This window comes from Alkalibacterium olivapovliticus (assembly GCF_003003275.1).
GTDB classification, from domain to species: Bacteria; Bacillota; Bacilli; order Lactobacillales; family Carnobacteriaceae_A; genus Alkalibacterium; species Alkalibacterium olivapovliticum.
The window spans coordinates 1-5,154 of the sequence record NZ_PVTO01000053.1 but is presented as its reverse complement, the minus strand read 5'-3'; the positions used below and the strand labels follow the sequence as shown (position 1 = coordinate 5,154).

Sequence of the window (5,154 nt, the reverse complement as noted above, 5' to 3'; positions counted from 1 at the left end):
AATCAAGATATCCCTTGGAGGACTCAGTCCGATTGAATACAGAAAGAATCTAGGTTTAGTTGCTTAAAAAAGTCCAAGAAAACATCCGCACCCCCAAGATGCCTTTCAATAGGCCGTTGTCGGTAAAGGTCAATCGAGATTAAAGAGCACAAATCTTTTTGAACGGTTAAACGAAGAAGTCAGGCGCAGAGAAAAAGTTATCCGAATCTTTCCGAATTACGCCTCTGACAATCGTTTGATCGGTGCGGTTCTTATTGATCGCCACGAAGACTGGCTGAGATCTACCAGAAAATATATTCAATTTTAACCTATAGGTTAAAGCTATAAAGCAGTGTACTGCATTTTAAACAATATTATGGACTTGACCCCCCATCGGTTAATCGTGTATTTTTTAACTACTAATTCTTTCACAATAAATATCATCTTTAAAGAAAATATAGGTCTGAATAACTATTTGATTATCGACCTCTCCAACTATCGCCAGAATTGGCTCTGGACATTTATACTTTTTAGTTTCCTTTATTTTGAACATTTCTTCTTTATCCTGATTACTCAAGTTTGGTAAAGAAAACGGATGTGTATGCCATTCACCTAAATAGTATTTATCTTCTGCCCACATTTTTTTTGAAAATCTTTTAAACCCTTTTTTGCCCCTATAAAAGCTTCTCAACTTTCCTCTTGAATCTTCAATATTGTAAAAGGCATCTGTAATATTGGCGGTTCCCAAATCCAAACTATAGTATCCGAAGAGTATTCCTCCTGTCTCTTTCGGTAAGGATGTTGTATACTGCTTTATCATCACCTGTTTTATCATCTTACTAAATAAAAGTTTCAAATGTTTTCATCCCTAATAATTATTTTAGTAGTTCCAAGATCCCCTCGTTCAATAACCGTCATATAATCTTTATCATCAATTAAATCTTTTTCCATAATACTTACAGCACTACTACATAATAAATTGATATGATCTAATCTAGCTGGAAACAAAGGGTGCCAGCATCCAATACCATCTCGTGGAATTACTCCCGAAAATTCACTTACATCTTTATCTAACCAAGGTTGAATTATAGACAGAAAGTTATTAAAAGACTGACTACTTGATTTATTAGAATTTATATAAAGTCTTTTTGCGCCCAAACCAATTGAAATAGAGAATACTTTTGAATTAACATTTAAAGCATCTAGAGCTTCCAACACTTCATTTTCACCAGTTGTCTCTATAACGACATCGTATTCCGCGATTTTTTGGGGATTGTTTTGGATAAATTTATCGAAATTGGTATAATAGCTTTTTCCAGTGAAATGAATGTTGCTCTTAGAAATTTTTTCCACCATCTGTCTTGCCTTTCCTTGATATAAATCAGTTGCTGAGAGTTCATGGCGTGTCAAATTTCCGATTAAAACTAGATCCGGATCAACAATATCGACTTTTCTTATTCCCATTCGAACCATTAGATCGACAATCTTAGATCCAACAGATCCAACGCCAACTAAGAGATAACTTAACTGATTTATACTTCTTGGAAGACTCCCTCTACTAATCAAATTTTTTGCTGCCCAATTTTCACTACTAATCCAATTAATAGTAGTATTATTATTAAAATGCAGTTTTCTATCAACATAGTTGTATCCAATATTGTTTTTTCTAAATCCATTAAAATACTTATTGCTTGTTTGAGGATTTGATAATATTGGTAATTCTATACCTTGCCAAAAATATTCAGTATTCTCTTCTCCTGTAATTTCAGGAATTGGAAAACCTAATATCATAAAATGATTTAATCCGTCTCTTAATTCGTTTAATAAAGGCACAATTTCTTGCTCGAATTTTACACCATTAGAATTTAATATTTTTATTAAATGAGTCCAAGTCCTAGGCGCCTCCCACGGTTCAATTAACGGCATTGTTTTAAGTTTAATCCATATTCCTTTTTTCTCTTCTGTTTTTTCTTTAGTGACATAATCTCCCCACCCATAGGATATAACCTTTGAATTGTTGTTTTTGTACCTTTTTTCTCCTTCATAGAAATCAGTCAAATAGAACAACATATTATCTTGTCCAGCTAGTACACTTCCAGACTTTAGATTGCAAAATCCGGCAACACTTTTAACTTTTTGCCACATAAGAAAGCTTTCTCTGTTTTCTGTAAAAAGAATTTGTCTTCTTAAAGTCTGAAAAGGATAAGCTACAATTTCAAAAGGTTCACCTACCTGTAACAATGAATTAGTTGATGCCGCTTCAATCCAATCTAATGCTTTTGATACGTATGAGTAAAGTTTATAGGTGTTGTTAGATTCCCTTCTTAAATCGGGACTGTATTGCTCAAGGCATATATTACTATTATAGTAATATTCGCTTTCTTCATTTGTATGTGGCGACTGATGTGGAAAGATTGATGTGATACCATCTTCTTTTGAAGGATAAAAATTAATGATTCCTCTTGGATAGTCTAAATCTATCACTACATGCCAAGAAGTAAATAAAGGAACTTTTTCTGTAGCATCACCTCTATTTTTCAGTTTTAACTTCAGTAGCCATTTGCCACCAAATAGTTTTAAATCCTCTAAAATCTCACAATCGTCTCCATACTCGTCCAATACTCTTCTAGCTTCCAGTATGCATTTATAGCTTTCTTCTCTATCCAAATCTTGGATTTCCTATTTGTTGAGTAACTAATTTTCGTTCTGTAAATGTTTCATTTTTTTCATTTGACAGAGTTGAAGGTGCTGGAAATTCATTCCCAAATAGTTCCCTCCATTTTGTAACACTTTGTGATGTATCTGTTTCTTCAAGTGCATCGCGAGCTTGTCGACTAACCTCTTCTACTAATACATAAAATTTTGCGTATTCTTCATCTGTTATACGAGCGAATACATCATGTGTTGGAACACCGTGATCTTTTAAAACTGGTTTAACAGAGTGATTTTTGACTATTCTTTCAAAAACCTCTACTACACCATGAGCTATACTATTTATTCCATCAGGGCAAACTTCACCAACAAAATGTTCTAGTGGATAACCTTTAGGATACTTGGGATCTGCATGTTGTTTTTTCCACCATTTGATAGCTTTTACAACATTTATATAATGATTGTTACAACTACCATTCTTTTCTATAGTCCAATTGATCTGTGCAAGTGGATTGGTTTTTTCCCAAGTATTTTTGTCTCTGTCGGGAATCAAAATCGGATCTGGATCTTTTGCTTTAGAATCAGTAGAATTAACAAAGATACTATTATATACCTCTGAATATTCATATGAGTCATTGCCTATATTTAAAGATTTTTGCAACCTTGCCTCTATATATCTATCTTCTGCTTTCATATAGTTTAAATTTTGCTCATTCTCAATTTCAGTAGTAATGACTAGGTCTAAATCGACGTAAGACAACTCAATCCCTATAGAGCGAGAATGCATATCGTATTTCCCTTTATAGTATTTTTCCAAAAAGGGAACAAACTTATCCAGTGCTTCTTGTGGGGTTGTTTTCTCATGATCAATATTTGTCACAACTATTATATCTACATCTGATCGACTTCCATTTTTAGGCTTAACGGCTGTATTGCGCCTGTAACTACCTTGAAGAAAAGTTGTCTGTACTACTTTAGATAAATTTTCATCATTGAGAAGTCTTTTTCTCAACGTTTTATGTCCTGTAGCCAAATCTTGCACTTGATTTTTAGACAATCGAATATTTTTCAAGAAGTCAATAAAATGTAATTTTGCTTCTGTCATATAGTTTTCTCCTTATCCTAATGATATTGAATCTGTATATTTAAATTCATTTTTTTCAAAATGAAGCAATTGAATTTTTCCATATTGTTGAGCGTGTCTTCCTAATAGGAAAATAAAACTATTTGGAGAAGTAAACGCGAACTTCCAATTTTTCTTTTTCAATCTCACTGGGAGCCTTTGCAAGAAGTTATCAACTTCATGAACTAGTTTCATGCAGTGATCTCCACTGAGAACATACCTTCTATCTGGAATAGTAGGCTTGATTTTCACCACATCTAAGTTATTTAATGGATAAGAGTCTTCGATTGAATCTTCTAATCCTAAATCCATCAAATCTATTAGAACTAAAAGCTCTTCCCCCTCTCTTTCTTCAACATCAATTGTCAATTCGTTCTCGCCAATTCTATTCTCAGTTGAGTATACCCATGGTATTCCACTTTGCATTGGGTAAAGCATTTTATTTGACTTAGAGTTTGCATAATAACCCAAAGTAAATGCAATTGTTTGAGCAGCTTCTATCATTACTACAGTTTCTACAGCACTCTCAATACTATTATTAGCAAAATCTTCAATTTTTTCTTTAATCTCATTATTCCAGAAAGATTCTTCTTTGATGCTTTTTCCATCATTAGTAAAATAATCTGACAAATCCAAAAACTCATTACATTTCTCAAGCATTTTTTCAGTTCCAGACAAATATGTTCGTACACCAATCTTGACAAAATCTTTATCTAAGCTTTTCTGTTGATTTTCTTTATTAATCATTTCGTACAATTCATCGCGTAATTCACAAAGTTTTTTAGTCATATCTTGGTCGATGTTTTCCCTAATTTTCATAACTAACATGCGGTCCTTAAGTTCCAGATTATTATTACGTTGACTTTTTATATGGTGCTTTAATCTATAGAAATAGTCTTTAAGAATCTCTCGATTATTAAATTGAGAGATTGCTTTTTCTACTCTTTTCTTATTAATCTCAAGTATCGCCTCATCAATAATTTCATTTAATATCATTTCCTCATCTTGTAAACTATCTCCTTGGATTAAATAATCTCTGAAGTAATTACTTACCTTACGATTATTATTTAAGAACTTTGCAAAGGTTTGAGAGTCTAACTCTGATTCACTAAATTCTTCATTAAAATTTTCAATAGTTAGATTTAAATCTTTAAAAACCTTATTTTCCTTATTTTTTTCTATTTTAGAAGAAATCAGATTTCCTGTTACTTCTTCAAGTATTTTACTTAAAGCAATCTCTACTATCAATTTCATGCCTTCTTTCAAATGAAATACATACCGTTTTTCTGTCAATTGTATTAAAGTGCTGGATTTTATAATGAAGTTAGCCACTCAGGCTAACATATAAAAAACGCCATGTGAATTTCATGTTATATTGAAGTTACCACTAACTCTCAATA

4 protein-coding genes and 1 pseudogene are annotated in these 5,154 nt (G+C 32.4%); 1 reads left to right on the top strand and 4 read right to left on the bottom strand.

Going from position 1 to position 5,154, the window contains the following annotated elements:
• Positions 1–130: 130 nt before the first annotated feature.
• Positions 131–307, top strand: a pseudogene (locus CLV38_RS13330) (transposase); the annotation flags it as partial.
• 84 nt (positions 308–391) lie between these two features.
• On the opposite strand, the gene CLV38_RS13325 reads toward CLV38_RS13330, so the two are convergent.
• The 4 genes from CLV38_RS13325 to CLV38_RS13310 are packed head-to-tail and all read right to left on the bottom strand — an operon-like array spanning position 392 to position 5,002.
• Entirely contained in the window at positions 392–835 is a 444-nt protein-coding gene (locus tag CLV38_RS13325; protein ID WP_106196446.1) for a Mov34/MPN/PAD-1 family protein, read from the bottom strand.
• Entirely contained in the window at positions 832–2,646 is a 1,815-nt protein-coding gene (locus CLV38_RS13320) for a ThiF family adenylyltransferase (RefSeq protein ID WP_106196444.1), read from the bottom strand. Before CLV38_RS13320 ends, CLV38_RS13325 begins: the two co-directional genes overlap by 4 nt.
• Positions 2,639–3,736 (bottom strand): SMODS domain-containing nucleotidyltransferase, encoded by a 1,098-nt coding sequence (locus CLV38_RS13315; protein WP_106196442.1) that lies wholly within the window; start codon positions 3,734–3,736, stop codon positions 2,639–2,641. The genes CLV38_RS13320 and CLV38_RS13315 overlap by 8 nt, the downstream gene beginning before the upstream one ends.
• A 12-nt stretch (positions 3,737–3,748) precedes the next feature.
• On the bottom strand, positions 3,749–5,002 hold the full coding sequence (locus CLV38_RS13310) for an SAVED domain-containing protein (protein ID WP_106196440.1): 1,254 nt from the start codon (positions 5,000–5,002) through the stop codon (positions 3,749–3,751).
• Positions 5,003–5,154 lie beyond the last annotated feature (152 nt).

Bases quoted from the DNA above. Each gene is read 5' to 3' on its own strand.
- CLV38_RS13315 (WP_106196442.1), bottom strand. From the start codon at position 3,736: ATGACAGAAGCAAAATTACATTTTATTGACTTCTTGAAAAATATTCGA.